General features: G+C 69.9%; 24 protein-coding genes. 7 read left to right on the top strand and 17 right to left on the bottom strand.

Features of this window, described 5'->3' with window-relative positions; all coding sequences use genetic code 11:
• The first annotated feature begins 60 nt into the window (after positions 1 to 60).
• Complete coding sequence (locus tag AC5P1C_RS09080) at positions 61 to 1,074, top strand: acyl-CoA desaturase (protein ID WP_493865171.1); 1,014 nt, start codon at positions 61 to 63, stop codon at positions 1,072 to 1,074.
• Positions 1,071 to 1,757 (top strand): TetR/AcrR family transcriptional regulator, encoded by a 687-nt coding sequence (locus AC5P1C_RS09075; RefSeq protein WP_493865170.1) that lies wholly within the window; start codon positions 1,071 to 1,073, stop codon positions 1,755 to 1,757. The genes AC5P1C_RS09080 and AC5P1C_RS09075 overlap by 4 nt, the downstream gene beginning before the upstream one ends.
• Before the next feature lie 198 nt (positions 1,758 to 1,955).
• Here AC5P1C_RS09075 and AC5P1C_RS09070 read toward each other — a convergent pair whose 3' ends face one another.
• Both AC5P1C_RS09070 and AC5P1C_RS09065 read right to left on the bottom strand, forming a co-directional pair.
• Entirely contained in the window at positions 1,956 to 2,324 is a 369-nt protein-coding gene (locus AC5P1C_RS09070; protein WP_493865169.1) for a VOC family protein, read from the bottom strand.
• A 5-nt stretch (positions 2,325 to 2,329) separates the two neighbouring features.
• Positions 2,330 to 3,160 carry a trans-aconitate 2-methyltransferase gene (locus AC5P1C_RS09065; RefSeq protein ID WP_493865168.1) on the bottom strand — a complete coding sequence of 277 codons (831 nt, stop codon included), beginning with the start codon at positions 3,158 to 3,160 and terminating at the stop codon, positions 2,330 to 2,332.
• Positions 3,161 to 3,304: 144 nt separating this feature from the next.
• Between AC5P1C_RS09065 and AC5P1C_RS09060 the strand changes: the two genes are divergently transcribed.
• Complete coding sequence (locus AC5P1C_RS09060; RefSeq protein WP_493865167.1) at positions 3,305 to 3,802, top strand: MarR family winged helix-turn-helix transcriptional regulator; 498 nt, start codon at positions 3,305 to 3,307, stop codon at positions 3,800 to 3,802.
• On the opposite strand, the gene AC5P1C_RS09055 is transcribed toward AC5P1C_RS09060, so the two are convergent.
• Positions 3,761 to 4,537: a LuxR C-terminal-related transcriptional regulator gene (locus AC5P1C_RS09055; protein WP_453533093.1), complete on the bottom strand. Its 777-nt coding sequence runs from the start codon at positions 4,535 to 4,537 to the stop codon at positions 3,761 to 3,763. The genes AC5P1C_RS09060 and AC5P1C_RS09055 overlap by 42 nt on opposite strands.
• A 265-nt stretch (positions 4,538 to 4,802) precedes the next feature.
• Here AC5P1C_RS09055 and AC5P1C_RS09050 point away from each other — a divergent pair, with 265 nt between their 5' ends.
• Positions 4,803 to 5,258 (top strand): GNAT family N-acetyltransferase, encoded by a 456-nt coding sequence (locus AC5P1C_RS09050; protein WP_493865166.1) that lies wholly within the window; start codon positions 4,803 to 4,805, stop codon positions 5,256 to 5,258.
• Between the two features lie 57 nt (positions 5,259 to 5,315).
• Here the strand turns inward: AC5P1C_RS09050 and galK are convergent, their stop codons facing one another.
• Genes galK through galT form a run of 3 tightly spaced genes read right to left on the bottom strand, consistent with a single transcriptional unit; the run spans position 5,316 to position 8,532 of the window.
• Entirely contained in the window at positions 5,316 to 6,482 is a 1,167-nt protein-coding gene (galK, locus tag AC5P1C_RS09045) for a galactokinase (protein ID WP_493865165.1), read from the bottom strand.
• A gap of 20 nt (positions 6,483 to 6,502) precedes the next feature.
• On the bottom strand, positions 6,503 to 7,456 hold the full coding sequence (gene galE / locus AC5P1C_RS09040) for a UDP-glucose 4-epimerase GalE (RefSeq protein WP_493865164.1): 954 nt from the start codon (positions 7,454 to 7,456) through the stop codon (positions 6,503 to 6,505).
• Positions 7,453 to 8,532 (bottom strand): galactose-1-phosphate uridylyltransferase, encoded by a 1,080-nt coding sequence (galT, locus tag AC5P1C_RS09035; protein WP_493865163.1) that lies wholly within the window; start codon positions 8,530 to 8,532, stop codon positions 7,453 to 7,455. Before galT ends, galE begins: the two co-directional genes overlap by 4 nt.
• 240 nt (positions 8,533 to 8,772) lie before the next feature.
• Between galT and AC5P1C_RS09030 the strand changes: the two genes are divergently transcribed.
• Entirely contained in the window at positions 8,773 to 10,455 is a 1,683-nt protein-coding gene (locus AC5P1C_RS09030; RefSeq protein ID WP_493865162.1) for a sodium:solute symporter family protein, read from the top strand.
• A gap of 24 nt (positions 10,456 to 10,479) precedes the next feature.
• Entirely contained in the window at positions 10,480 to 10,785 is a 306-nt protein-coding gene (locus tag AC5P1C_RS09025; RefSeq protein WP_493865161.1) for a hypothetical protein, read from the top strand.
• A 22-nt stretch (positions 10,786 to 10,807) separates the two neighbouring features.
• Here AC5P1C_RS09025 and AC5P1C_RS09020 read toward each other — a convergent pair whose 3' ends face one another.
• The 4 genes from AC5P1C_RS09020 to AC5P1C_RS09005 all read right to left on the bottom strand — a co-directional run bounded on the left by AC5P1C_RS09020 (position 10,808) and on the right by AC5P1C_RS09005 (position 17,476).
• Positions 10,808 to 11,533, bottom strand: a complete 726-nt coding sequence (locus tag AC5P1C_RS09020) for a helix-turn-helix transcriptional regulator (protein WP_493865160.1) — start codon at positions 11,531 to 11,533, stop codon at positions 10,808 to 10,810.
• A gap of 260 nt (positions 11,534 to 11,793) precedes the next feature.
• Positions 11,794 to 13,599 carry an outer membrane protein assembly factor BamB family protein gene (locus tag AC5P1C_RS09015; RefSeq protein ID WP_493865159.1) on the bottom strand — a complete coding sequence of 602 codons (1,806 nt, stop codon included), beginning with the start codon at positions 13,597 to 13,599 and terminating at the stop codon, positions 11,794 to 11,796.
• A 68-nt stretch (positions 13,600 to 13,667) separates the two neighbouring features.
• On the bottom strand, positions 13,668 to 15,494 hold the full coding sequence (locus AC5P1C_RS09010; protein ID WP_493865158.1) for an outer membrane protein assembly factor BamB family protein: 1,827 nt from the start codon (positions 15,492 to 15,494) through the stop codon (positions 13,668 to 13,670).
• A gap of 146 nt (positions 15,495 to 15,640) precedes the next feature.
• Complete coding sequence (locus AC5P1C_RS09005) at positions 15,641 to 17,476, bottom strand: ABC-F family ATP-binding cassette domain-containing protein (RefSeq protein ID WP_493865157.1); 1,836 nt, start codon at positions 17,474 to 17,476, stop codon at positions 15,641 to 15,643.
• A gap of 168 nt (positions 17,477 to 17,644) precedes the next feature.
• On the opposite strand from AC5P1C_RS09005, the gene AC5P1C_RS09000 reads away from it, so the two are divergent.
• Positions 17,645 to 18,235 carry a Uma2 family endonuclease gene (locus AC5P1C_RS09000; protein ID WP_493865156.1) on the top strand — a complete coding sequence of 197 codons (591 nt, stop codon included), beginning with the start codon at positions 17,645 to 17,647 and terminating at the stop codon, positions 18,233 to 18,235.
• On the opposite strand, the gene AC5P1C_RS08995 is transcribed toward AC5P1C_RS09000, so the two are convergent.
• The 7 genes from AC5P1C_RS08995 to rsmI form a co-directional block, all read right to left on the bottom strand.
• Positions 18,213 to 19,553 carry an acyltransferase family protein gene (locus AC5P1C_RS08995; protein WP_493865155.1) on the bottom strand — a complete coding sequence of 447 codons (1,341 nt, stop codon included), beginning with the start codon at positions 19,551 to 19,553 and terminating at the stop codon, positions 18,213 to 18,215. The genes AC5P1C_RS09000 and AC5P1C_RS08995 overlap by 23 nt on opposite strands.
• A gap of 70 nt (positions 19,554 to 19,623) precedes the next feature.
• On the bottom strand, positions 19,624 to 20,511 hold the full coding sequence (locus tag AC5P1C_RS08990; protein ID WP_493865154.1) for a 4-(cytidine 5'-diphospho)-2-C-methyl-D-erythritol kinase: 888 nt from the start codon (positions 20,509 to 20,511) through the stop codon (positions 19,624 to 19,626).
• Positions 20,508 to 21,377 (bottom strand): 16S rRNA (adenine(1518)-N(6)/adenine(1519)-N(6))-dimethyltransferase RsmA, encoded by an 870-nt coding sequence (gene rsmA / locus AC5P1C_RS08985; RefSeq protein ID WP_493865153.1) that lies wholly within the window; start codon positions 21,375 to 21,377, stop codon positions 20,508 to 20,510. The genes AC5P1C_RS08990 and rsmA overlap by 4 nt, the downstream gene beginning before the upstream one ends.
• A 275-nt stretch (positions 21,378 to 21,652) precedes the next feature.
• Positions 21,653 to 22,957, bottom strand: coding sequence for a resuscitation-promoting factor (locus AC5P1C_RS08980; protein WP_493865152.1), 1,305 nt, complete (start codon positions 22,955 to 22,957; stop codon positions 21,653 to 21,655).
• 156 nt (positions 22,958 to 23,113) lie between these two features.
• Positions 23,114 to 24,010, bottom strand: coding sequence for a TatD family hydrolase (locus AC5P1C_RS08975; RefSeq protein ID WP_493865151.1), 897 nt, complete (start codon positions 24,008 to 24,010; stop codon positions 23,114 to 23,116).
• 34 nt (positions 24,011 to 24,044) lie between these two features.
• On the bottom strand, positions 24,045 to 24,497 hold the full coding sequence (locus tag AC5P1C_RS08970; RefSeq protein WP_493865150.1) for a hypothetical protein: 453 nt from the start codon (positions 24,495 to 24,497) through the stop codon (positions 24,045 to 24,047).
• 195 nt (positions 24,498 to 24,692) lie between these two features.
• On the bottom strand, positions 24,693 to 25,604 hold the full coding sequence (gene rsmI / locus AC5P1C_RS08965; protein WP_493865149.1) for a 16S rRNA (cytidine(1402)-2'-O)-methyltransferase: 912 nt from the start codon (positions 25,602 to 25,604) through the stop codon (positions 24,693 to 24,695).
• Between the last annotated feature and the right edge of the window lie 40 nt (positions 25,605 to 25,644).

Genomic DNA, 25,644 nt, shown 5'->3' with positions numbered 1-25,644 from the left:
GTGCGCCCGCCGCACTCGCGCCGTGACCCTCATACCCTCGACCCCACAGGGGACGTGCCCATGACCACACCTTCCGATGCGTATTCCGACACCGATGTGATCGAAGACGCTTCGCGATCGACGACGGGCGCCGCCGCGCCGTCTCCCGCCCCCTCCGCGACGCTGGGCGGTGAGCAGAAACGCTCCCTCGAGCAGATCACCCTGCTCCTGTTCATCACCGTCCCGTTCCTCGCCCTGGTCGCCGCGGTGCCGCTGGCCTGGGGCTGGGGAGTGAGCTGGCTGGACCTCGGCCTGTTGGTGTTCATGTACTACCTGGGCTGCCACGGCATCACCATCGGTTTCCACCGCTACTTCACGCACGGCTCCTTCAAGGCGAAGCGTCCGCTGCGGATCGCGCTTGCCGTGGCGGGGTCGATGGCGGTGGAGGGCCCGCTGGTCCGCTGGGTGGCGGACCACCGCAAGCACCACAAGTTCTCGGACGCGGAGGGCGACCCGCACTCCCCGTGGCGCTTCGGCGAGACGGTCCCGGCCCTGATGAAGGGCCTGTGGTGGGCACACATCGGCTGGATGTTCGACGAGGAGCAGACGTCCCAGGAGAAGTACGCACCGGATCTGATCAAGGATCCGGCGATCCGCCGGGTCTCGCGCCAGTTCCTGTTCTGGACGATCGTGTCGCTCGGGATTCCGCCGTTGGTGGGAGGCCTGGTGACGATGTCGTGGTGGGGCGCCTTCACCGCGTTCTTCTGGGGCTCGCTGGTCCGGGTGGCGCTGCTGCACCACGTCACGTGGTCGATCAACTCGATCTGCCACGCGGTGGGCAAGCGCCCCTTCAAGTCGCGCGACCGCTCGGGCAATGTGTGGTGGCTCGCGGTCCTGTCCTGCGGCGAGTCCTGGCACAACCTCCACCACGCCGACCCGACGTCGGCGCGGCACGGTGTCCTGAAGGGCCAGGTCGACTCCTCCGCGCGGATCATCCGCTGGTGCGAGCAGCTGGGCTGGGCGACGGACGTGCGCTGGCCCTCGGAGTCGCGTATCGACTCCCGCCGGAAGCCGAAGACCGTCGGCCCGGCATGATTGACGACGTGGCGACCGACTCCGGCAATACCAGCCCTTCCAGTAAAGAGAAGCAGCCCCGGCGTACGCGCCGGACCCGGATGACGGGTGCCGAGCGCCGGGAGCAGTTGCTGGACATCGGCCGTACGCTCTTCGCCGCCAAGGGCTTCGAGGGCACGTCGGTGGAGGAGATCGCGGCGAAGGCCGGCGTCTCCAAGCCCGTCGTGTACGAGCACTTCGGCGGCAAGGAGGGTCTTTACGCGGTGGTGGTGGACCGCGAGATGCGGGCGCTGCTCGACGGTGTGACGGGAGCGCTGACGGCGGGGCATCCGAGGGAGTTGTTGGAGCAGGCGGCCTTCGCCCTCCTCGACTACATCGAGACGTACACGGACGGCTTCCGCATCCTGGTCCGCGACTCGCCGGTGGCGCAGTCGACGGGCACGTTCGCCTCGCTGATCTCGGACATCGCGACGCAGGTGGAGGACATCCTGGGCCACGAGTTCAAGACGCGGGGCTTCGACCAGAAGCTGGCGCCGCTGTACGCGCAGGCGCTGGTTGGCATGGTCGCGCTGACGGGGCAGTGGTGGCTGGACGTCCGCAAGCCGAAGAAGGCGGAGGTGGCGGCACACCTGGTGAACCTGGCGTGGCACGGCCTGGACGGGCTTGAACCGAAGCCGCGGTTGATAGGGCACAGGAAGAGCTGACGCCCCCGCGTCCCCGCCGGTCCACCGGCGGGGACAACAGAGGGCTCACTTCTTGGTGATTGCCTCACCGCCGGCGAACCCCTTGGCCGGGCCACTCGGGATCACCGCAGCGGTGCCGTACGGGACGCGGCGCTCGTAGTCGTAGCGCAGGGCATCCGGACGATCGCGAACATGCCCCGATCACTCGAAAGTGCGAGCTCAGGCCGGCGGCTTGGGCTCCAGGAACTCCAAGCGGTTGCCCACCGGATCATCGGAGTAGAAGCGCCGGTGCCCCGGAAGCGTGTCGTCCCAGGCAACGGAGGCACCCCGCGAGACCAGCCGTTCGGCGTACGCGGAGATGTCCCGCACCCGTAGCCCCGGGTGGGCCTTGCGCGCCGGGCGGAAGCCGTCCTCGACCCCGAGGTGCAGCTGCGCGGCCCCCGAGACGAACCAGCACCCGCCCCGCGCGGCGAGCACCGGCGGCTTGGGCACCTCCCTCATGCCCAGCACCCCGCAGTAGAAGGCCCGGAGCTCCGGCTCGCTGCCCGGTGGCGCGGCAAGCTGGACGTGGTCGATGCCGGTCAGCATGGGGCTCAGCCCTCCCGCCGGGCCACCCCGAAGACCCTGCGGAAGGGGAAGACCGTCCCCCCGGCCCCCGCCGGGTACGCCTTCCTCAGCAGCTCCCCGTACTCGGACAGGAACTTCTCCCGTGCCTCCGCGTCCCCCTCCAGGGCCGTCAGGACCGGCCGCAGGCCCGTCCCCTTTACCCAGTCCAGGACCGGGTCCTCCCCCTCCAGCAGATGGAGATACGTCGTCTCCCACGCGTCCACCTCGCACCCCAGCGAGACGAGCCGCTCCAGATAGGCCGTCGGCGAGAGCACCGCGTCCGCGTGGCGCAGACGGCCGCCGAGCCGGTCCCGCCATCGCTCCGACTCGCTCAGCTCGCGCATCAGGACGTGGCTGGGGGCGTCGAAGTTGCCGGGGACCTGGAAGGCGAACGTGCCGCCGGGGGTCAGCGCCGCGGTCCATGCGGGGAAGGAGTCGGGGTGGCCCGGCACCCACTGGAGCGTCGCGTTGGACAGGATCAGGTCGTACGTCCCCTCGGGCGGCGCCCAGCCCCCCGCGTCCGCCTCGGCGAAGTCCAGGCGGCCACCCCCGGCCGTGGGGCCCGCGATGCGCTGTGCCTGTTCCAGCATCTGAGGGGAGTTGTCGAACCCCGTGATGTGCGCCGCGGGCCAGCGCTCGGCGAGGAGCCGCGTGACGTTGCCGGGGCCGCAGCCGAGGTCCGCGATGCGCGGCGGACGGCCCTCGGCTACGGGGAGTTCGGGGACGCGGGCCAGCAGGTCGACGAAGGGCCGGGCGCGGTGGCCGGAGTGGCGCAGGTACTGGCCGGGGTCCCAGGCGGGAGCGGGGGCTGCGGACATGGAGCAGGGACCTCCTCGAATCGCGGACCTCGGCGCCGTAACGACTTCGTAGGACTTCGTTCGGACGCCGTACCGCTACTTTCAACCCGGAAGTATCTTGATGTCAAGAGACTTCACGTCGACAGACCCCCTACACTGATCGTCATGGAGGACGAGGTCGACCGTCTGGTCGCAGCATGGCGCCGGGAGCGCCCCGACCTCGACGTGGAACCACTCGAGGTGCTCAGCCGTGTCAGCAGGCTCGCGCGGCACCTCGACAGGGCTCGTCGGCTCGCGTTCTCCGAGCACAATCTGGAGCCGTGGGAGTTCGACGTACTGACGTCGCTGCGGCGCGCGGGCGCCCCCTATCAGCTCTCCCCCGGACAGCTCCTCACCCAGACCCTGGTGACCTCCGGCACGATGACCAACCGCATCGACCGGCTCGCGAAGAAGGGCCTCGTCGAGCGGCTTCCGGATCCGAGCGACCGGCGTGGCGTGCTCGTGCGGCTGACCGAGGAAGGGCAGGACCGCGCCGACCAGGCCCTCGCCGGGCTCCTCAGGCAGGAGCGGGCGATCCTCGCCGAGCTCTCGCGCGGGCAGCGGGGCGAACTGGCCGGGCTGCTACGCCAGTTGACCGCCCCGTTCGACAACATCCCCGGCTAGGTCGACCGGCCCCACCCCTGCCCTGCGGGCGAGCGCGACGGCCGCGAGCGTGGAGTGGACGCCCAGCTTTCCCAGCACGTTCTGCATGTGCGTACGCACCGTGTGCGGGGAGAGGAAGAGCCGCTCGGCCACGGCCTTCCTGCCCAGGCCCGCCACCATGCAGCGAAGGACCTCGCGCTCGCGCGGGGTCAGGGACTCCACCAGGCGCTCGGATTCCGTGCGGTGCTTGCGCGCGGCGGTGAGCTCGCGCAGCACGCCGGTGAGCAGGGCGGGCGGCAGATGGGTCTCTTCCCGCAGCACGCCCCGTATGACCGTCAGGAGCCGGGAGAGCGAGCAGTCCTTGGCGACCCAGCCCGAGGCGCCGGCCTGCAGCGCGAGGGCGGCCCTGCGCGGGTCGTCCTTCTCGGCGAGCACGACCGTGCGGACCATCGGCTGGCCCGAACGGACCCCGGCCACCAGGGATATGCCGTCCACCAGACCGTCCGCGTTGCCCTCCTGCACCGATGGCGCGGGGCGGACGCCCTGCATGGCGTTCGCGGACGCGCCCAGGTCGGCGTCGACGAGCAGCACGTCGTATCTGCGCCCCTCGGCTATCGCCCGCTCCAGGCAGCGCAGCGCGGCCGGGCCGCTGCCCGCCGCGGACACGTCGACGTCGGGCTCCGCCGCCAGCGCCGCTGCCAGCGACTCGGCGAAGATGCGGTGGTCGTCGACGACCAGGACTCGGATACGGACCACTGAAACCCCCTTCCCCAAGCTCTCCTCGGAGAGCAGGGGATACCCCGACGTCGGAGGACGTACGGTGCGGGTACGACACCCGGGACGGGGGTCGTCGCAGTCGCACGGCCGCCGCCGAGCTGTGACTGCTGCCCCCACCGCCGGGCGTCGTACCCGACTGTCTCGCCCCCTGATCAGTGCCGGCCCCCACCGGCACTGCCACTCAGAGTAGGCCCGGACGGCAGGAGCGGAAGGTAATTTACAGAACTGACTGGCCAGCGCGTTTATGGTGAGCCGTATGTTTCGTATTGAGACAGGAGTCGACAAAGAGCGGTCCGCTCTGCTCCTCGCCCGCCTCCAGGACGCGAACAACGCCGCTTCCCCCGTGCTCCGCGCCCTGCGCGGCACCCCGCAGGACCGTGAAATACCGCTGGCCGTCTGGCTGATGGAGCGCACGGAGGGCCTCGTCGGCGGTCTGGCCGGACACACGTGGGGACGCTGGCTCCACGTGAACCACCTCTGGGTCAGCGAGAACCACCGGGGCGCGGGCCTGGGCGCCCAACTCCTCGCCGAGGCGGAACGCATCGCGCGGGAGGAGCGGGACTGTCTCAACTCCCGCGTGGAGACGTGGGACTTCCAGGCTCCGGGCTTCTACCGGGGCCAGGGCTACGAGGTGGTCTCGGTGATCCCGGACTACCCGGAGGGCGCCAAGGAGTTCACCCTGACGAAGCGCCTGCCGTGACACCGCACCGTGGCCGCGGCAAGTGGGGCGCCCCCGGGATCATCTCGCCGAAGCGTCTCACGCCACCCGTCGCGCCCCCGCCGAAGGAACCGCCGGGAACACCCGTGGTGTCGTGCAGCCCGCCGTGCTGAACGCCTCCAGGATCGACTTCGTCACCGGGTCCGCGTCCACCTCCTCCACCAGGACGATCGCCGAGCCGCCGAAGCCGCCGCCCGTCATCCGGGCGCCGATCGCGCCTGCCGCGTTCGCGGCGGACACCACCAGGTCCAACTCGTCGCAGGAGATGCGCAGGTCGTCACGGAGCGAGGCGTGGCCCTCGGTCAGGACCGGGCCGATCGCGCGCACGTCCCCCGCGTCGAGGAGGCCGATGACCTGCTCCACGCGGTGGTCGTCCGAGACGATGTGGCGTACGTAGCGGCGAATCTTCTCGTCCGTCAGTTTCCGCAGGGCGTCGGGGAGTTCCGCGTACACCACGTCCCTCAGGTGGGAGACGCCCAGGATGCGTGCGCCCTCTTCGCAGCCCGCCCGCCTCTCCGCGTACGCCCCGTCGCCCAGTTCGTGCTTGACGCGTGTGTCGACGACCAGTAGCCGCAGGCCGTGCGCCGCCAGGTCGAAGGGGACCTGGCGTGTCGTCAGGTCCCGGCAGTCCAGGTGCAGGGCGTGGCCCTCCGTGGCGCACGCGGACGCCATCTGGTCCATCACGCCGCACGGCACGCCCACGAAGACGTTCTCGGCGCGCTGGGCGAGGACCGCCAACTCCGGTCCACTCAGGCCGAGTTCGTACAGGTCGTTCAGGGCGAGTGCCGTGACGACCTCCAGGGCCGCCGACGAGGACAGGCCCGCCCCCGTCGGCACGGTAGAGGCGAGGTGGATGTCCGCGCCCCCGGAGACCGCGTGGCCCGCGTCCCGCAACGCCCACACCACGCCCGCCGGGTAGGCGGCCCAGCCGCCCTGGCCGGCCCCCCGGGCAGTCAGCGACAGGGGCGTCAGGTCGTCGACGCGCAGTTCCGCGACCGGGGCGTCGATGTCCGCCGAGTGCAGCCGCAGGACCCCGTCGGTGCGGCGCGCCACCGCCGCCACCGCGGTGTGCGGCAGGGCGAGCGGCATCACGAAGCCCTCGTTGAAGTCCGTGTACTCGCCGATGAGGTTGACCCGGCCCGGCGCCGACCAGACCCCGTCCGCCTCGTACCCGTACAGCTCCGTGAACTGCCCTGCTACGTCCATCAGTTACCCCTCAACCACATTTACCGCTGGGCGAACGCCCACGCGTCGGCGACGATGCCCGCGAGGTCCGCGCGGGTCGGATTCCAGCCGAGCCGCTCCCGCGCGGTGGCCGCGGACGCGACGAGGACCGCCGGGTCGCCGCCGCGGCGCGGGGCCATGACCTCGGGGATCGGGTGCCCGGTGACCTGGCGGACGGTTTCGATGACCTCGCGCACGGAGAAGCCGTTGCCGTTGCCGAGGTTGCAGATCAGGTGCTCGCCGGAGGTGGCGGCCTCGACGGCGAGGAGGTGGGCCTGTGCCAGGTCCGCGACGTGGATGTAGTCGCGGACGCAGGTGCCGTCCGGGGTCGGGTAGTCGTCCCCGAAGACGTTGATCGCCTCGCGCCTGCCCTGGGCGACCTGGAGGACGAGGGGGATCAGGTGCGATTCGGGGTCGTGCCGCTCGCCGTACTCCCCGTACGCCCCCGCCACGTTGAAGTAGCGCAGCGACACCGCGCCCAGGCCGTGCGCGGCGGCCTCGCCGCTGATCATGTGGTCGACGGCGAGCTTCGACGCACCGTACGGAGACGTGGGAGCCGTCGGGTCGGTCTCCGTGATGGGGGTGCTGACCGGTTCGCCGTACGTCGCCGCCGTGGACGAGAAGACGAGCTTGCGCACGCCCGCGTCGCGCATCGCGGCGAGCAGCGCCATCGTGCCGCCGACGTTGTTGTCCCAGTACTTCTCGGGCTTCACGACGGACTCGCCGACCTGCGAGAAGGCGGCGAAGTGCAACACGGCGTCGAAGGAGGAGTCCAGCCACTTGGCGGCATCGCGGATGTCGCCCTCGACGAACGTCGCGCCGGCCGGGACGCCCTCGCGGAAGCCGGTCGAGAGGTTGTCGAGGACGGTCACCTCGTGCCCGGCCTCGATCAGATGCTGGGCCACCACGCTTCCCACATAGCCCGCCCCGCCGGTGACCAGGTACTTACCGCTCATGAACTCGCTACCTCTCGCAGTCGCTGGGCCGCGGCTTCCGGCGGCACGTCGTTGATGAACACGCTCATGCCGGATTCGGAACCCGCGAGGAACTTCAGCTTGCCCGAAGTGCGGCGAATGGTGAAAAGCTCGAGGTGGAGCGCGAAGTCGTCCCGGTTGACCGCTGAATGTCCGTCGGCCTCCTCCAGCGCACCGAAGGGCGCCTGGTGCCAGGCGGCGATGTACGGCGTGAGCTGTTCTCCCTCGGTCCCACCTTCGCCGAAGATCCGGTCGAAGCGCCTCAACAGTTCCAGATAGACCTGGGGGAATTCTGTGCGCGCGGCCTCGTCAAGACCGAGCAGGTCCGGCACCCGCCGCTTGGGGTAGAGGTGCACCTCGTAGGGCCAGTGCGCGGCGTAGGGGACGAACGCCACCCAGTGCTCGGCCTCCAGGACCACACGCTCGCCCGCCCGCTCCTCTTCCATGACGTCGTCGAAGAGGTTGCGTCCGGTCGCCTCCTTGTGCGCGGCGAGCGACCTCAGCATCAGGGACGTACGCGGGGTGACGAAGGGATAGGCGTAGATCTGCCCGTGCGGGTGACCCAGGGTCACGCCGATCTCGGCCCCGCGGTTCTCGAAGCAGAAGACCTGCCGCACGGAGGGCAGGTGCGAGAGCTCCGCGGTCCTGTCCGTCCACGCGTCGAGGACCAGGCCCGCCTGTGCCTCGGTGAGGTCGGCGAAGGACGAGTCGTGGTCGGAGGTGAAGCAGACGACCTCGCACCGCCCGGCGTCACCGGCCAGCGAGGGGAAGCGGTTCTCGAAGACCACCACGTCGAACGAGGAGTCGGGGACCTCGCTCAGCCGCTCTCCCTCGGAGGGGCAGAGCGGGCACTCGTCGGCCGGCGGGTGGTAGGTGCGTCCCTGGCGGTGCGAGGCGATGGCGACCGCGTCGCCCAGGAGCGGGTCCCTGCGGATCTCCGACGTGGTGGAGATGGGGTCCAGGGGCCTTTGGTCGATGGCGTCGCGCACCGCGTCGTCGCGCGAGTCGTAGTAGATGAGCTCACGACCGTCTGCGAGACGGGTCGAGGTCTTCTTCACGTCCGGGGCTCCTCACCAACACCCACCCAACATAACCGAACATAACAAATCACAAGGCAACAGCATCGTCAATGCCCCGCCTGGAACCCGGCGGGAACCAGGGAGCGAAGGCCGCGACCTGGGCGCCACCTATGCGTCCGATCACAATCCAACAAAGAACACCAACAGAAGTCTTCAGTTATTGAAGTGAGAAGCGTAGGTTCCGGTCTGATCAGTTCGCGCAACGAAGCGAGTTCACGCATGCAGTCCCCCACACAGACCCTGGCCGAGGGGCTTCGGCTGCCCACCAACGGCCTCGACTACGCGATCCTCGCGATCTACTTCGCGGTGGTCCTCGGCATCGGCTTCGCCGCCCGACGCTCCGTGAAGACGAGCCTCGACTTCTTCCTCTCCGGCCGCTCCCTGCCCGCCTGGGTCACCGGCCTCGCGTTCGTCGCCGCGAACCTCGGCGCCACCGAGATCCTGGGCATGGCCGCGACCGGCGCGCAGTACGGCGTCGCCGTCGTCCACTGGTACTGGATCGGAGCCATCCCCGCGATGGTCTTCCTCGGCCTCGTGATGATGCCGTTCTACTACCGCAGCAAGGTCCGCTCGGTCCCCGAGTTCCTGCTCCAGCGCTTCGACAAGTCGGCGCACCTGCTGAGCTCGGTGCTCTTCGCCTTCGCCGCCATCCTCATCGCGGGCGTGAACCTCTACGCCTTGTCGATCGTGGTCGAGGCGCTCCTGGGCTGGCCGCAGTGGGTGGCGATCGTGGTCGCCGGCTTCTTCGTCCTGGCGTACATCACGATCGGCGGGCTCTCCTCGGCGATCTACAACGAAGTCCTGCAGTTCTTCGTGATCCTGGCCGCGCTCATCCCGATCTGCGTCATCGGCATGAAGAAGGTCGGCGGCTGGGACGGGCTCAGCGGCTCGATCGAGAAGCAGCACGGCGAGAACTTCATGACCGCCTGGGGCGGCACCGGCATCGGTGACGCCAACCCGCTGGGCGCGAACTGGCTGACGATCATCCTCGGCCTCGGCTTCGTGCTCTCCTTCGGTTACTGGACGACCAACTTCGCCGAGGTGCAGCGCGCCCTGTCCGCAAAGAACCTCTCCGCCGCCAAGCGCACCCCGCTCATCGCCGCCTTCCCGAAGATCTTCATCGTCTTCCTGGTGATGATCCCGGGCCTGGTCGCGGCCGTACTCGTCCCGAAGATCGGCACGGCCGGTTCGGACCTGACGTACAACGACGCGATCCCGTACCTGATGCAGGAGTTGCTGCCCAACGGCGTGCTCGGCATCGCGGTGACCGGTCTGCTCGCGGCGTTCATGGCGGGCATGGCGGCGAACGTGTCGTCCTTCAACACCGTCTTCACGTACGACATCTGGGCGAAGTACGTGGTCAAGGACCGCGAGGACGGCTACTACCTGAACTTCGGCCGACTGATCACCGCGATAGGCGTCCTCGCCTCCATCGGGACGGCCTTCATCGCCTCGTCGTTCTCGAACATCATGGGGTACCTGCAGACACTGTTCTCCTTCTTCAACGTCCCGATGTTCGTGGTCTTCATCATCGGCATGTTCTGGAAGCGCGCCTCCATGAAGTCCGGCGTGTGGGGTCTGCTCGCGGGCACGACCGCCGCGATGGTCAACTACTTCTGGATCTACAAGCAGGGCGTCATCGACATCCCGACGGACCAGGGCGCCAACTTCGTCTCGGCGATCGTCGGCTTCGTCGCCGGCGCCGTGGTGATGGTCGTGGTCACGCTCTTCACCGCGCCCAAGCCGGAAGCCGAACTGGCCGGCCTGGTGTACGGGACGACCGCGCCGGGCATCGAGGAGCCACCCGCCGAGGGCGACGACGCCTGGTACCGCAAGCCCGCGCTGCTCGGCTGGGGTGCCATCGTGCTCGCCGCGGCCTGCTACCTGCCGTACTCGCTCTAATCCCGATCGGAGGTCTTGAAGAACATGTCTGAACTGCAGAACGAAGTCTCCGAGCTGGAGCGCAAGTCCGCGACGGCTGCCCGCCTCTTCGACATCCGGCGGATCATCGGCGGACTGTTCGTCGTCTACGGAATCATCGTGACGATCGCCGGAATCTCACCGTCCGACGCCGACATGCAGAAGGCGGAGGACATCAACATCAACCTGTGGACGGGCCTCGCCATGCTGGCGCTCGGGCTCTTCTTCCTCGGCTGGCTGTGGCTGCGCCCCACGGTGCCGCCCGCCGACGCGACCGCCGATACGCCCACCGAGGCACCGGAAGACAAGTAACACCCCTGGCCGGGGCCCGAGTTCACTGCGTCGGTGACTCGGGCCCCGTCGGCGTCTGCGTGTCGTTCGCGTAGGCCGCCGCCGGCCGTTCCGCACGGTCGAGCAGTCCCGTACGGGCGGCGAGCGCCGCAGCCTCGAGGCGGGAGCCGACGCCCAGCTTCATCAGGACGCGCTGCACGTGCGTGCGCGCGGTGCTGGGCGCGATGCCCATTCCGGCGGCGATGAGCCGGGTGTCCTCGCCGTCCGCGACCCGCACCAGGACCTCGACCTCGCGCGGCGTCAGCATCTGGAGCAGCCGCTGCCCCTCGTCGTCGGGCTGTGCCGCCGGATTGAGCAGCTCGCTGAACGCACCCTGGAGCAGCTGCGGCGCGACGGCCGCCTCGCCCGCTCTCGCCTTCACGATGGCGCGCTCGACACCTTCGATGCGCTCGTCATGGCGTACGTATCCGGAGGCCCCCGCGGCGAAGGCCGCCGCGATGCCGCGCGGGCTGGGCACCGGGCCGAGCACCACCACGGCGACCTGCGGACGCTCCCGTTTGATCTTCACGACCGGATCGAACATCCCGGCCTCCGCGGGCGTCGCCGTACCGAGCAGACAGACCTCGGGGGCCCGGCTGATGACGAGCTCCGCCGCCCCGGCCGCGGGCGCCGCCGCGGCGAGCACCCGGTGCCCGCGCAGTTTCAACGCCGAGGCGAGCGCCTCGGCGAGCAGTCGGTGGTCGTCGACCACCATGAGCCGCACACCCATAGAGCAACCCCCCACTTGTCCCCACTGATCCCCCACGGATCGAGGGCCCCCCGGCCCCGCGCCCACTCATTCCCCGGAAGCTACACGCTTGTTCGACGTCGCGCGCCCCCTACCGGCGATAAGCGGCCCGGATTGGCGAAAGCCCGGCCGTGGAGGGGTGAGGGGCGGTACGTGCGTGCGGAAGGGCTCGCACGGCATGCGGACGGCCCCGCTCCTCTTCGGGAACGGGGCCGTCCGGTGCGTACGCGGAGGTCGCGGGCCTACTGGGCGACGAAGCCCAGGGCCGTGTACTCCTTCTCGTCCTTCGAGTACGGCTTGCTGATCAGCTCCTTGCCGAGGTACAGCTTGCCGTCCCCGTAAAGGAGTTCGTTCGACTTCGGGACCATGCCGCTGATCGCGCTGCCGACGGACTCGGCCGCGGGGGTCTCCAGGAGCTTGGTCTCCTTCATCGTCTTGCCGTTGATGGAGACGACCTGGGCGCCCTTGTCGTAGCCCGCGTCCTTGTACGCCAGGATGTTGCCGCCGTCCATGCGGATCGGGAACATCTCGCCGTCCTCGCCCGCGTCGGCACGGTCACCGGTGGTCTTGCCCGTCTTCAGCGAGAACGCGATGATCTCGTTCGTCTGGCTGTAGCCGTCACCGCCGCCGTCGTGCTGGCGGGTGGGTACGTAGAGCTTGTCGTTGCCGACGGCCAGCGCGGTGCAGGCGTAGACGACGTTGACCTCGCAGTCGTGGTCGTACTTGCCGTCGGGCAGCGAGATCTTGGCGCGGAGCTTGCCCTGGTCGTCGAGCGAGAAGGCGTCCGTGACGCCGCTCGCGGTGATCTCCTGGGTGTCCTGGCCGAACACGATCGGGCGGGTCGAGATGATCTTGGCGTTGTCGACGCCCGGCGTCACCGGGTAGGTCCACTTGGACTTGCCGGACTTGGGGTCGAGGAGCTGGATCTTGAGCTTCTCGTCGCCGTAGTCACCGCACTTCTGGACGGCGACGAGCTGCTCGCCGCCCGCGTAACCCTCGTCCTGGCAGTCGTCGCCCGCGGTGGGCTCCCACAGCAGGTCGCCCTTGGCGATGTCGAAGGCCGCGCCGCCCGCGCTGGTACCGACCGCGACGGTGCTGCCGCTGATGGTGAGCTCCTGGACGCGGGCCGCCATGCTGCCCTCGTCGACGGTCTCCGTCCAGAGCTTCTTGCCGCTCTTGAGGTCGACCGCGGAGATCTGCGAGCAGGTCTCGTGGTCACCCTCCTTCTTGCGCTTGCCCTCTTCGTATGCGACGGCCACGATGCCGTCCTTGGTGACCTCGCGCGTTCCGGCACAGGTCTGGCCGGCGAGGGGCAGCGTCCACTGCTCCTTGCCGTCCTTGGGGTCGTATCCGACGATCTCGTTGACGCCCGCCTTGGCGTAGACGTCCTCGGTGAGCCAGGAGCCCTTGATGCTCCAGACGGCGTCCTTGGGGACCTCGGGCTGCGGGAGCTGCATGGAGACGGTGGCGCTGGTGTTGGCCGGCACCTTCTCCGTGCCGGGGCCGCTCGGACCCTGCTCGCTGCCGCCCTTCTCCTCGCCGCCCTTGCCGCCCTTGGCGTCCGTGCCGCCGGACGAGCCCTCGGAGCTCGCCTGGGTGTCGTCCTTGGACGTCGTGGCGTAGATGACGCCGCCGCCGACGATCACGGCGACCGCGACCACCGCGGCGATGATGATCTTCATCTGGCCGCTGAGCTTCGAACCGCCCCCGGGCGCGCCCGCCTGCGGCGCCATCGGCATCGTGCCGGGCTGCTGGTAGGCGCCGTACGGAGGCTGCTGCCCGTACGGGGCCTGCTGGCCGTACGGCTGGGTCGGCTGGCCCGGGTAGCCATAGCCCTGGGGCTGCCCCTGCGGCGGCGGAGGCGGCGTCGGCGGCTGGGCCGGCGGCGGGGTCTGCGGGTAGCCATAGGACGGGTTGGTCGGCTCAGGAGCCTTGCCGAAGCCCGGCGGCGGGTCCTGGGGTGCGCCGAACCCACCCGGCGGGGGGTTCTGAGGAGCGCCGAACCCGCCCTGCGGGGGCTCGTTGGGCGGCTGGGGCGGCTGGGTCATGACGTCGATTCCTTGGGGACGAGAGGTGAACTAGGCGACGAAGTGGGCGACTTGCCCGACGGAGAAGGTCACTTGCCGTAGGCCAGCATCAGCTTCTCCTGGCCCTTTGCGCTGCCCGAGAGCCGCGTGGTGGAGATGTAGAAGCGACCGTCCACGTAGTCGACCGCCTTCGAGTAGAAGCCGCTCTCGATCTCCGAGGTCCCCTCGGGGTTCTTCAGGAGCGTCTTGGGCTTGTGCGAGCCGGAGAGCGGGATCGAGACGACCTGGCCGCCGGAGTCGTAGGACGGGTTGACGTAGGCGACGAGCGAACCACCGTCGACCCTCATCGGCAGCATCGATTCCTCGAGCGGCGACTTCACGCGCCAGGCTTCCTTGCCGTTGGCGAGGCTGATCGCCACGACCTCGTTGGCGCCGGACGTCGCCTCGGTCGGCAGGTAGAGGTTCTTGTCGTCGGTCGTCGCACCCAGGCAGCCCTGGAGGCTGCCGCCGAGGAACGTCGAACCGTCGCACTCCGGGGCGAACTTCTCGTCGACGGCGACCTCAGAGCGGGTGGCGCTGCTGTTGGGCTTCAGCGTGGTGATGTTCCACTGCTTCTTGTCCTCATTGGTGAGGTAGACGATCGTCGGGCTCTCGGAGTAGATCCGGCCGATCTTCCAGCCCTTGGGGAACTTCTTCGTCCACACGGCCTTGCCGGTCTTCGGGTCGATCTGCTGCAGCTCGTCGTGCTCCGTGGGGGAGGACGCGCCGCACGACAGCGCGCGGAGCATCTTCTTGCCGCCCGCGAAGCCGCTGGGGAAGCAGGTGCCCTCGTCCTTCTTCTCGGAGACGAAGAGCTCCTTGCCGTCGCTCATCCGCAGGGCCGTGCCGGACTGGGAGCGGCCGACCATCAGCGTGTCACCGGTGAGGGAGAGGTCCGAGTTGCTGGAGAAGTCGAAGAGACCTTCCTCCTCGACCGGCTTCGTCCAGCCCTTCTCGCCGGTCTTCAGGTCGACGACCTGAATCTGGCTGCACTTGGCGCTGTCCTTCTGGCCGTCCTTGTAGGCGACGACGATCTTGTTGTCCTTCGAGATCTGCGGGGTCGTGCCACAGATCTTCTGCGGGAACTTGATCGTCGGCCAGGCCTCTTCGCCCGTGTCGACGTTGTAGGCGGTGATCTCCTTGTACGCGGCCTTGGCGGCGACGTTGTCCTTGATCCACATGCCCTTGGCGTCGGCGCCGGAACCGGGCACCTTGGGCGCCTCCTTGTACCAGAGCACCTTCGACTCGCCGGGCTGGCGACCCGCGTTGAGGTCTTCCTGCTCCTTGCCGTCACCGTCGCCGTCACCCGGGTTGACCGGTGCGGAGCCGCTGGCCTTGGGGTCGTCGCTCTTGCCGGCGGTGGGCTTCTTCTTGCCGCCGCCGTCGTCGTCACCGCCGACGACCGCCCAGGTGACACCGCCGATGACGAGCGCGCCGGCCGCCACGGCCGCCACGATCAGACCGGGCTTGCCCTTGAAGGGGTTCTTGCCGCCGGCGCCGGGCGGCGTGCCGGGCACGCCGGGACCACCGGGGAACTGCTGCTGCGGGTATCCGTACTGCGGCTGGGCGTAGGGGCCCGGCTGCGTGGGCTGGCCGTAAGGGCCCGGCTGACCGGGCTGCGTGGGCTGGTTGTACGGTCCGGGCTGGCCGGGCTGCTGCGGGTAGCCGTAACCCGGCTGGGGCGCGGGCGGAGTCTGCGGGTAGCCGTAGCCGGGCTGGGGCGCGGGCGGCGTCTGCGGGGCTCCGGACGGCGGGGTCTGCGGTGGCTGACCCGGCATCTGCGGTGGCTGACCCGGTGGCTGCTGCGCGGCTCCCTGGTTCGGATCCTGCGGAGCTCCGAAGCCGCCGGACGGCGGCTGGTTGGGCGGCTGAGTCATCAGCGCTTCCCCCTTCACTGATTTTTCGGCACGCCAAGTGGTGCTCAGGCCGACCTTTCTATCACCCTGACCGCCCAGCACGACTGACCGGTCCACCCCCTGTACCCAAGGGAGGACCGGCCTGTGATGCGTCTGTTACGAGACCTCTACGCGCTCTCCGCCAGCTCCAGCCAACGCATCTCCAACTCGTCGCGCTCACTGACGAGTTCACGCAACTCGGCGTCCAGTTTGGCCACCTTTTCGAAGTCGGTGGCGTTATCGGCGATTTGGGCGTGCAGCCAGGTTTCCTTCGTGGACATCTTGTCCAGCTGCCGCTCGATCTTCTGGAGTTCCTTCTTCGCGGCGCGGGCGTCGGCGGAGGAGACGGTCTTCTGCGGGGCGGCCGGTGCCGCGGACGCGGAAGAGGACGAGGAGGAGGCGAGGGGAGCCGCGGGGGCGCCGGCGTCCGCCATCCGCTTGCGGCGCTCCAGGTACTCGTCGATGCCGCGCGGCAGCATCCGCATGGTGGCGTCGCCGAGCAGCGCGAAGACCTTGTCGGTGGTGCGCTCCAGGAAGAACCGGTCGTGGGAGATCACGACCATCGACCCCGGCCACCCGTCGAGGACGTCTTCGAGCTGGGTCAACGTCTCAATATCAAGATCGTTCGTCGGCTCGTCGAGGAAGAGGACGTTCGGCTCGTCCATCAGGAGCCGCAGCAGCTGGAGCCGCCGCCGCTCGCCACCGGACAGATCACCGACGGGCGTCCACTGCTTCTCCTTGTTGAACCCGAACGTCTCGCAGAGCTGCCCGGCGGTCATCTCCCGGCCCTTGCCGAGGTCGACGCGCTCACGCACCTGCTGAACGGCCTGCAACACCCGCAGCGTCGGGGAGAGTTCGGCCACTTCCTGCGAGAGATAGGCGAGCTTCACGGTCTTGCCGACCACCACGCGCCCCGCCTCGGGCTGTACGTCGCCGTCGGAGCGCTGCGCCTGCGCCATCGCCCGCAGGAGCGAGGTCTTGCCCGCGCCGTTGACACCGACCAGGCCGATGCGGTCGCCGGGACCGAGCTGCCAGGTCAGGTGCTTCAGCAGCACCTTGGGTCCGGCCTGGACGGTCACGTCCTCCAGGTCGAAGACGGTCTTGCCGAGCCGTGTCGTCGCGAACTTCATCAGCTCGCTGCTGTCGCGGGGCGGCGGGACGTCGGCGATGAGTTCGTTGGCGGCCTCGATGCGGTACCGGGGCTTGCTGGTGCGGGCGGGAGCGCCGCGCCGCAGCCAGGCCAGCTCCTTGCGCATCAGGTTCTTGCGCTTGGTCTCCTCCGTGGCCGCGATGCGCTCGCGCTCGGCACGGGCGAAGACGTAATCGGAGTACCCGCCCTCGTACTCGAAGACGGACCCGCTCTGTACGTCCCACATGCGCGTGCACACCTGGTCCAGGAACCAGCGGTCGTGCGTGACGCAGACGAGCGCCGAGCGGCGCGTGCGCAGGTGCTCGGCGAGCCAGGCGATGCCCTCGACGTCCAGGTGGTTGGTGGGCTCGTCGAGCACGATCAGGTCGGGCTCGCCGATGAGCAGCTTCGCGAGCGCGATACGGCGCCGCTCGCCGCCGGAGAGCGGCCCGATGACGGTGTCGAGCCCCTGCGGGAAGCCGGGCATGTCGAGCCCGCCGAACAGGCCGGTGAGTACATCGCGGATCTTGGCGCTGCCGGCCCACTCGTGATCGGCGAGGTCACCGATGACCTCGTGCCGCACGGTGGCCCCGGGGTCGAGGGAGTCGTGCTGGGTCAGCACGCCGAGCTGCAGACCGCCGTTGTGCGTGACCCGCCCGGAGTCCGTCTCCTCCAGCTTGGCGAGCATGCGGATGAGGGTCGTCTTGCCGTCTCCGTTGCGCCCCACGACGCCGATCCGGTCCCCCTCGGACACGCCGAGGGAGACACCGTCGAGCAGGGCACGGGTGCCGTACACCTTGCTGACTGCCTCGACATTGACCAGGTTGACGGCCATTAACGCTCCAGGGAAGGGGATCGATCGACCTCCAGCGTAGTCGCCCGGCGGGGACGGCCTTCGCCCGCTCCGGGGTGCGGGGGCGATCACTCTTCGTGATGACGACGTCGAGAAGCGGCGGCTACCGTGGAGTCGCTAGGCAGAAGAATCCCGTCCATGGGAGGAACCATGACCGCCGAGTCCGTTGAGCAGCATCGCTGGACGTTGCCCCCGCGCGACGGTTACACCGTGGACGACCTGCTCACGCTGCCCGATCTCCCGCCGCACACGGAGTTGATCGACGGGAGCCTGATCCTCGTGAGTCCCCAGCGCTACTTGCACTTCGCCGCGATCGACCTGCTGGTGGCGGGGCTGCGCCGCACCGTGCCGCCGGAGCTGAAGGTCGCGCGCGAGATGACGGTGGTGCTGGACAAGCGCAACGGCCCGGAACCCGACATCTCGGTCATCAACGCCAGCGCCAAGATTGATCGGATGCAGACGCACTTCCAGGTCTCAGATGTCGTACTGGCCATCGAAGTCGTGTCGCCCGAGTCCGAGTCGCGCGATCGCACGACCAAGTTTCAGAAGTACGCCTCCGCGGGCATTCGCCACTACTGGCTGGTCGAGGCGGCGGGTCCGGATGACTATCCGGTCATCCAGGTCTATGAGTTGGGTCAGGCCTCCGGCACGTACGCCCTGACCGGAATCCACCACGACCACCTCAAGCTCAGCGTCCCGTTCGACATCGACATCGACCTCACCGCCATCGACGAGCTGTAGGCGCCCGCTCCACCAGCAGCCACCCCACCAGCGCCATTCCCACCGCCACCGGCGCCGTCACCCGCACCGCGATCAGCATCGCCGTACGCCCTTCCAGGATTCCCCCGAAGCCGACCATCGAGAGGCCGAGCACCCCGAAGAGGCAGAGCGTGACGCCCACGGCGGCTGCCGGACCCGCGCCCGGGGCCCCCGTCAACCCTCTTGCCGTGACCGGCTTTTCGAAGCGACGGAACGCGGCGACCAGCAGAGCGGTGAGCACCGCCGCGGCCCCCATCCGCAAGGGCACCTGCGTCCACCACGCCGCGGTGGCAGGCTCCGGCAACCGCACGTCCATGGCGATCAGCACCCCGTACACCCCAAGCATCGCCGTCAGGTGCCACAGGAACGCCGTCATCGAGACCCCGTTCGCCGCCACCACACCCCGCCACACCCGAGGCCGAGCGAGCCACCGCACCGCGGGCCCGCGCAGCAGCTCGACCGCGCCCACCAGCCACATCCCGTGGCAGAGCAGGGCGAAGGTCGGCGGGGCCATGTTCGAGACGCGCTCGCCGGGCATGCCGACCATCGAGAGGGGATACGGGCCGAAGGCGACCAGGGCCGCGGCGCCCGCGAGCCCCGCCCCCGCCATGACCACGGGCACCCGCAGCCCCAGCCTGCCGTCCGCCCGCAGGAAGCCGAGCTGATGCACGGCCAGCCACACGAAGGCGAAGTTCAAGAACTCCACGTACGGCACGCCGAAGGCGAACCGCGCCACGTCCACCGCTCCCGCGGCAAGCACAAGACCACCGAACGCGCCCCACCCGTACCGCTCGTGCAGCCTCAGCAGCAGCGGAGTGAAGGCGACCATGGCCAGGTAGATGCCGATGAACCACAGCGGCTGGGCGACGAGCCGCAGGGTGACATCCAGCAACGCCCCGCCCTTGCCGACGAGTTGAACCAGCAGCGCGGCGAGACCCCACACCCCGATGAAGACCATGGTCGGCCGCAGCAGCCGCTGCAGCCGCGCCCGCAGGAACGCCGAGTAGACGGAGCCACCGAAGTCCTTGCGGCTCAGGGAGCGGTACGACAGCGCATGCGAGAAGCCGCCGACGAAGAAGAACACCGGCATGATCTGCAACACCCAGGTGAGCAGCTGCAGTTCGGGCACGACGGCGAGGAGGTTGCTTACCTCGGTGCGGCCGTCGTCCCCGACGGTCACCGCCGCCATCAGCCAGTGCCCGACGACGACCGTGCCGAGCGAGGCGACCCGCAGCAGGTCGATGTACCGGTCGCGCCCGGTGGGCGTCTTCTCGGCCAGTTCACGAACGCTTGATCCCATGTACGTACGGTCGCGCGCACTGCGGGGCCCGCGTCAGCGCGTACGTACTCAGATCCGCCTCTGAGTACCTCTACAGAAGGGTCGCGCCGGGAGCCGGTGAGTTCGCGACCCGGGCCGTGCGGCAGGTTCCGGAAGCCGTCAGCGCCGCGGCGACCCGTCGCGCGGACTCGGCGTCCGCGGCCAGGAACGCCGTCGTCGGCCCGGAGCCGGAGACCAGCGCGGCCAGGGCTCCCGCCGCGGTGCCTGCGGCGAGGGTGTCGGCGAGCGAGGGGAAGAGAGACAGGGCCGCGGGCTGAAGGTCATTGGATACGGCGCCGGCGAGGGCCTCGGCATCCCCCTTGCGCAGGGCGTCGAGCAACCCGGCCGACGCCTCCGGGGCGGGAGCGTCGGGGGTGAGCCGGTCGAACTCGCGATAGACCGCGGGGGTGGAGAGCCCTCCGTCGGCCACCGCGAACACCCAGTGGAAGTCCCCGCCGACCTCCAGGATCTCCAGCTTCTCGCCGCGTCCGGTACCGAGCGCCGCCCCGCCCACCAGGCTGAACGGCACGTCGCTGCCCAACTCGGCGCAGATGTCGAGGAGTTCGTCCCGCGAGGCCTCGGTCCCCCACAGCGCGTCGCACGCCACGAGGGCTCCCGCACCGTCCGCGCTGCCGCCTGCCATGCCGCCCGCGACGGGGATGTCCTTGGCGATGTGGATGTGCACGTTGGCCGTACGCCCATGGCGCGCGGCGAGCAGCTCAGCGGCCCGCGCCGCCAAGTTCGTACGATCCAGGGGTACTTGGGCGGCATCGGGCCCCGAGCAGGTCACCCGCAGCTGCTCCGCCGGGGTCACCGTGACCTCGTCGTACAGCCCGACGGCGAGAAAGACATTGGCGAGATCATGGAACCCGTCGGCGCGAGCGGCACCCACGGCGAGCTGAACGTTGACCTTCGCGGGCACCCGTACCGTCACGCTCACGCGCCCGCTCCCTTGTGCTCGGCGATCCGCGCGAACTCCTCCACCGTCAGCGCCTCGCCGCGTGCCTGCGGCGAGACTCCGGCGGCGACGAGCGCCGCCTCCGCCGCAGCGGCCGAACCCGCCCATCCGGCGAGCGCGGCCCGCAGGGTCTTGCGCCGCTGGGCGAAGGCGGCATCGACGACGGCGAAGACTTCACGCTTCGTCGCGGTGGTCTTGACGGGCTCGGCACGCCGCACCAGCGACACCAGGCCCGAGTCGACGTTCGGGGCGGGCCAGAAGACGCTGCGCCCGATGGACCCGGCGCGCTTCACGTCGGCGTACCAGTTCGCCTTCACGGAGGGCACGCCGTACACCTTCGAGCCCGGATCGGCCGCGAGGCGGTCGGCGACCTCGGCCTGCACCATCACGAGCGTGCGCTCGATGCTGGGGAAGGTGTCGAGCATGTGCAGCAGGACCGGCACGGCCACGTTGTACGGGAGGTTGGCGACCAGCGCGGTCGGGGCGGGGCCCGGCAGCTCGCGTACGAGCATGGCGTCGCTGTGCACGAGCGCGAATGATCCGGCCTTCGCGGGGAGCCGGGCCTCGACGGTCGCCGGCAGCGCCGCGGCGAGCACGTCGTCGATCTCCACCGCGATGACGCTCTGCGCGGTCTCGAGCAGCGCCAGGGTCAGCGAGCCGAGCCCCGGCCCGACCTCGACGACCACGTCCTCGGGGCCGACGTCCGCGGTGCGGACGATGCGGCGGACGGTGTTGCCGTCGATGACGAAGTTCTGGCCGCGCTGCTTGGTCGGGCGTACGCCCAGGGCGGCTGCCAGCTCGCGGATGTCGGCGGCGCCGAGAAGGCTGCCGGGCTCAGTGTTGCTCACCGCACCAGGTTACGGGTCCTGGCCCCTGGGCCCCCACCAGCTGCCGGCGCCCCGCGGCCACCTGCCCGAACAAGCCTCTCCCACCCACCCCGCCCGTTCACCCCGCAGCGACCAGCGAGCAGCCGCAGTCGGCAGCGCTCGCGAGGGGACGTGCCGGTATGTCCGCCCGGAGCACGGTTCGCGGGACTCCGGAGCCGAAGCACACAGGCGGCCACCGGACGATAGCGAGGACGGACATACCGGCGCGGCCCCGCACCCAAGAGACAGCGACCCCGCTACAGCCGCCCCCCACAATGCGGCCACGGACTCGCCCCCCGCTGCACATACAACTTCTTCGCCCGGAACGTCTGCTCCTCCGACGACGCGTCCTGCGGGCGGCCCGACCCGCCAAGCCCCTGCCAGGTCCGCGTATCGAACTGGTACAGCCCCCCGTACGTCCCCGACGGGTCCACCGCGTTAGGGCGGCCGCCCGACTCGCAGTGCGCGAGGCCGCCCCAGTTCAGACCCTCCGCCCCCGCCACCGAGCTCGGACGCTGCTTCGTACCCACCTTCACCACCTGCGTCCGCGGCTCCCGCACCACCTCCGACCGCACCCGCCGCGGCTTCTGCTTGACGCCGTTCACCGTCCGCAGCGCGTACGTGACCCGCCGGGTCCCCTGGTGCCCCTGCCGTTCCACGACCTCCGTACCGGCGAACAGCGTCGGGTCGTCCGTCCGCCGCACGTCGAACGGGATCGGCTCCTCCCGCACCTCCTTCCGCCCGGAGATCCGCATGACGGTGATCGTCTGCCCGTCGCGCGGAAAGCTGCCGGGCGCGACGGAGGTGGTGTCCTGGCCGTTCAGGCTGATCCCGGCCTCCTCGACCGCCTCCCGCACCGTCGCCGCGTTCGTACGGATGGTCCGCTCGCGCCCGTCCGCCATGATCGTCACGGCACGCTCGGTCCGTACGTCCAGATCAAGGCCGCCCCGCTCGATCCGCTTGCTCCGCGACGCCGACAGATACGCGCCCTCGGCCCGCACCCCCAGCTGCCGCAACGCGCCGTCCACCGTGCGTGCCGTCGTCCACACCTCGCGCCGCTGCCCGTCGAGGGTGAGCTTGACGGGCCGGCCGTAGCGGACGGCGATCTCGTCGCCGCTGGCCAGGGCCGTGTTCGCGGTCGGCGCCACGATGTCGTGCGTGCCGAAGTCCACGCCTTCGTCCTCGAGCAGCTCCCCCACGTCGTCCGCGAAGGTGTGCAGCGTCCGTGACTCGCCGTCGACGCTCAGCTGCACGGCCTTGTCGTTGGCGACGAAGGCGGACGTGCCGCCCGCGAGAAAGGCGACGACCAGCGCCTGCGGCAGCAGTCGCCGCAGCGACTCGGGCCGCTCCGACAGAGCCTTCGGCCTCGACCCCGGCCTCGCCTTCTTCCGCCGAGCCGCCCGCCGGGCCTCGGCCCGGCCCCCGACGGAGCCATCGGACTGCCGGGGAAAGAACTCCTCCCCCGGACCAGGGTCAAGCCCAAGCTCCGGCTCCCGCTCCAGATCCGGCTCATAGGTCGTGCCGCCCCCATAAGACGTCTCGTACTGCGGCGCATGACTCACGACGACGCTCCAGCGTTCTCGTACTGTTCTGGTCCGGATCGAGCGAGGCGACCAGAACCTAGCGGAGCAATCGTCACTCTCCAAAGCAGCACGACTACGCAGTGTCGCGGCGTTGCCCTGAACCACTGGGCCGCCTGCGCCATCGGGCGTTATCGGTCAGTAACCAAACGCGCGCGCCGTATTGACCGAGATCGCCTCGGCCATGGCGTCCTCGCCGATCCCCCGCACCTCGGCCATCGCCCGCAACGTGACCGGAATGAGATACGGAGCGTTAGGCCGTCCGCGGTAGGGAGCGGGCGTGAGGAAGGGTGCGTCCGTCTCCACGAGCACCAGTTCCAGGGGGGCGACGGCCAGCGCGTCCCGCAGCCCCTGCGCGTTCTTGAACGTCATGTTGCCGGCGAACGACATGAAGTACCCGTTCTCCGCGCACACTTGGGCCATCGCCGCGTCGCCCGAGTAGCAGTGGAAGACGGTGCGCTCCGGAGCCCCCTCCTCCTTCAGGACCCGCAGCACATCTTCGTGCGCCTCGCGATCGTGGATGACCAGCGCCTTGCCGTGCCGCTTGGCGATCTCGATGTGGGCGCGGAAGGACCGCTCCTGCGCGGCCTTGCCCTCGGGGCCGGTGCGGAAGTAGTCGAGCCCGGTCTCGCCCACGCCCTTCACCTGATCCAGCGCCGCGAGCCGGTCGATCTCGGCGAGCGCCACGTCGAGCGCGCCATCGCCGCCCGCCTCGCGCGCGCCCTGCCGGGACCAGCCGTCGGGGTCGCCGAGCACGATGCGCGGCGCCTCGTTGGGATGCAGGGCCACGGTGGCGTGCACGCTCTCGTGCGCGGCGGCCGTCTCCGCGGCCCAGCGCGAACCCGCGACATCGCAGCCCACCTGAACGACCGTCGTCACACCCACCGCCGCGGCCTTGGCGAGCCCCTCGTCCACCGTCCCCGACTGCATGTCGAGGTGGGTGTGGGAGTCGGCGACCGGAACCCGCAGGGGTTCGGGCAGCGGCGGCGCGGCGTTCTTGGCGTCGGCGTCCTTGGAAGGGGAAGTGGAAGGCATGCCCCGATCCTACGAAGGGCGCGTCATCCCCCGGTCATCCCGCCTTGCGGTGGTGGAAGGGATGCAGCAGCGCCGACAGATGCCAGTGGTGATGCTTGGGCTCACGGGGTTCACCGGGTTCCGCCGCCCCGGAGTCGGCCTCGGCCTCCTCCCGCGGAGCGTGAGGCCGCTGCCCCCGCATCAGATCAAGCACCGACGACACCTGCCCCGCACGCATGATCCGCACGACGTGGCCGCCGCAGTTCAGGCACGTGGGCCGGGTCAGGGGCGACGGCACACGTCGGCCGTCCGCCACGTACACCACGAATTCCTTGCCCTTGCCGTCCACGTGATGCTCGATCTCGTACGCCTGTTCCCAGCCGTGCCCGCAGCGCATACAGGCGAACGCGTAAGACTCGTGAACGACGCCAGTCGCGTCTGTCGCGCCGGTCGCGTCTGTCGCACGAAACGCCGTGGTGTGGTGACCGGTGTCGGCGATATCACTCATGCCAGCTCCTCTTGTCCGCTGGACAAGCGCTGCCGGACCGGGGATTTCCTCCCGACCGGAAGCGTGGGGACGGGTGCGTCCCCTCTGACCAGTGGACGCCTTTCCCGGAGCGAGCGCATCAGACCTGTCGACAGTTGAAGCCGATTTGGCCTTTCCATAGCCTTCAGGCCCGCTGCACGGCCCGCACTTTGCCTTTTACGATAGTCCTTTGCCGTCCGATGGGGCGGCCCGAGCCGCATTCTTTGCCGCCACGACCGCATCGAATACGTCGCGCTTGGGCAGCCCCGCATCGGCCGCGACGGCGGCGATCGCCTCCTTGCGTCGCTCCCCCGCCTCCTCGCGCACCCGCACCCTGCGCACCAGCTCGTCGGGGCCCAGGTCACCGGGGCTTTTCTCCGGTGCGCCCTCGACGACGACGGTGATCTCACCGCGTACGCCGTCGGCGGCCCACTCGGCGAGTTCCTTCAGTGAACCGCGCTTGACCTCTTCGTACGTCTTCGTCAGCTCGCGGCAGACCGCCGCCCTGCGCTCGTCGCCGAAGGCCTCCGCCATCGCGACGAGGGTGTCGTCGATACGGTGCGGTGCCTCGAAGTAGACGAGGGTGCGACGGTCCTCGGCCACCTCGCGCAGCCGCGAGAGCCGCTCGCCCGCCTTGCGCGGCAGGAAGCCCTCGAAGCAGAAGCGGTCCACCGGGAGCCCGGAGAGCGCGAGCGCGGTGAGCACGGCGGACGGGCCCGGCACGGCCGTGACCCGGATGTCCTTCTCCACGGCGGCGGCGACGAGCCGGTACCCGGGGTCCGACACCGACGGCATCCCGGCGTCCGTCACGAGCAGCACCCGCGCACCGCCGACCAGGGCTTCGACCAGCTCGGGCGTGCGCGCACTCTCGTTGCCCTCGAAGTACGAGACGACCCGGCCGCCCACCTGCACGCCGAGTGCCTGGGTGAGCCTGCGCAGCCGCCGGGTGTCCTCGGCGGCCACGACATCGGCCGACTCCAGCTCGGTGGCGAGCCGCGGCGGAGCGTCCGCGACGTCGCCGATGGGCGTGCCCGCGAGGACGAGGGTTCCGGGGGACGGGTTTCCGGGGGAATCAGCGCTTCCTGTCACGGTTCCATCCTCGCAGGGGCCGGGGCGCGGGACTCACACA

The organism is Streptomyces sp. A18, assembly GCF_059026065.1.
The sequence above is the reverse complement of the archived record's forward strand: the minus strand, read 5'-3'. Positions and strand labels throughout refer to the sequence as shown.

What these genes read in the sequence shown, in the direction of transcription:
- AC5P1C_RS09080 (WP_493865171.1), top strand. Translation starts at nt 61, where the DNA reads ATGACCACACCTTCCGATGCGTATTCCGACACCGATGTGATCGAAGAC.
- AC5P1C_RS09075 (WP_493865170.1), top strand. Translation starts at nt 1,071, where the DNA reads ATGATTGACGACGTGGCGACCGACTCCGGCAATACCAGCCCTTCCAGT.
- AC5P1C_RS09070 (WP_493865169.1), bottom strand. Translation starts at nt 2,324, where the DNA reads ATGCTGACCGGCATCGACCACGTCCAGCTTGCCGCGCCACCGGGCAGC.
- AC5P1C_RS09065 (WP_493865168.1), bottom strand. Translation starts at nt 3,160, where the DNA reads ATGTCCGCAGCCCCCGCTCCCGCCTGGGACCCCGGCCAGTACCTGCGC.
- AC5P1C_RS09060 (WP_493865167.1), top strand. Translation starts at nt 3,305, where the DNA reads ATGGAGGACGAGGTCGACCGTCTGGTCGCAGCATGGCGCCGGGAGCGC.
- AC5P1C_RS09050 (WP_493865166.1), top strand. Translation starts at nt 4,803, where the DNA reads ATGGTGAGCCGTATGTTTCGTATTGAGACAGGAGTCGACAAAGAGCGG.
- galK (WP_493865165.1), bottom strand. Translation starts at nt 6,482, where the DNA reads ATGGACGTAGCAGGGCAGTTCACGGAGCTGTACGGGTACGAGGCGGAC.
- galE (WP_493865164.1), bottom strand. Translation starts at nt 7,456, where the DNA reads ATGAGCGGTAAGTACCTGGTCACCGGCGGGGCGGGCTATGTGGGAAGC.
- AC5P1C_RS09030 (WP_493865162.1), top strand. Translation starts at nt 8,773, where the DNA reads ATGCAGTCCCCCACACAGACCCTGGCCGAGGGGCTTCGGCTGCCCACC.
- AC5P1C_RS09025 (WP_493865161.1), top strand. Translation starts at nt 10,480, where the DNA reads ATGTCTGAACTGCAGAACGAAGTCTCCGAGCTGGAGCGCAAGTCCGCG.
- AC5P1C_RS09020 (WP_493865160.1), bottom strand. Translation starts at nt 11,533, where the DNA reads ATGGGTGTGCGGCTCATGGTGGTCGACGACCACCGACTGCTCGCCGAG.
- AC5P1C_RS09015 (WP_493865159.1), bottom strand. Translation starts at nt 13,599, where the DNA reads ATGACCCAGCCGCCCCAGCCGCCCAACGAGCCCCCGCAGGGCGGGTTC.
- AC5P1C_RS09010 (WP_493865158.1), bottom strand. Translation starts at nt 15,494, where the DNA reads ATGACTCAGCCGCCCAACCAGCCGCCGTCCGGCGGCTTCGGAGCTCCG.
- AC5P1C_RS09005 (WP_493865157.1), bottom strand. Translation starts at nt 17,476, where the DNA reads ATGGCCGTCAACCTGGTCAATGTCGAGGCAGTCAGCAAGGTGTACGGC.
- AC5P1C_RS09000 (WP_493865156.1), top strand. Translation starts at nt 17,645, where the DNA reads ATGACCGCCGAGTCCGTTGAGCAGCATCGCTGGACGTTGCCCCCGCGC.
- AC5P1C_RS08995 (WP_493865155.1), bottom strand. Translation starts at nt 19,553, where the DNA reads ATGGGATCAAGCGTTCGTGAACTGGCCGAGAAGACGCCCACCGGGCGC.
- AC5P1C_RS08975 (WP_493865151.1), bottom strand. Translation starts at nt 24,010, where the DNA reads ATGCCTTCCACTTCCCCTTCCAAGGACGCCGACGCCAAGAACGCCGCG.
- AC5P1C_RS08970 (WP_493865150.1), bottom strand. Translation starts at nt 24,497, where the DNA reads ATGAGTGATATCGCCGACACCGGTCACCACACCACGGCGTTTCGTGCG.